Source organism: Colwellia sp. BRX9-1 (assembly GCF_014077195.1).
In the GTDB taxonomy this organism is placed as follows: Bacteria; Pseudomonadota; Gammaproteobacteria; order Enterobacterales; family Alteromonadaceae; genus Colwellia_A.
The window spans coordinates 1-334 of sequence record NZ_JACGVM010000088.1 but is presented as its reverse complement, the minus strand read 5'-3'; the positions used below and the strand labels follow the sequence as shown (position 1 = coordinate 334).

Here is a 334-nt window from a genome sequence, read left to right as displayed (position 1 = left end):
GTGTCTACACAAATTACATGATAACAAATTAGAAGAATCCCGATGGGGCTATAGCTCAGCTGGGAGAGCGCCTGCCTTGCACGCAGGAGGTCTGCAGTTCGATCCTGCATAGCTCCACCATCTTATATCAATAATATAAGAGACCATTATGATTCTTCATTAAAGAAAAGACCAAATTAAGGTTTACTTTCGTCATGCTGAATGTTTTTCAGTGTTTTGTGAGTGAATATTAATTTGGTTTTTTAAACCACGTTTTTAACCGAATGCGCGTTAAGAATGAGTTCTTTAACAATCTGGAAAGCTGATATAAATAAGATATTTATAAAGCAATGAA

1 tRNA gene is annotated in these 334 nt (G+C 35.9%); it reads left to right on the top strand.

Annotation, left to right across the window (positions count from 1 at the left end):
* Nucleotides 1-44 precede the first annotated feature (44 nt).
* Nucleotides 45-120 (top strand) — tRNA-Ala (locus tag H4J76_RS19595).
* Nucleotides 121-334: the final 214 nt, after the last annotated feature.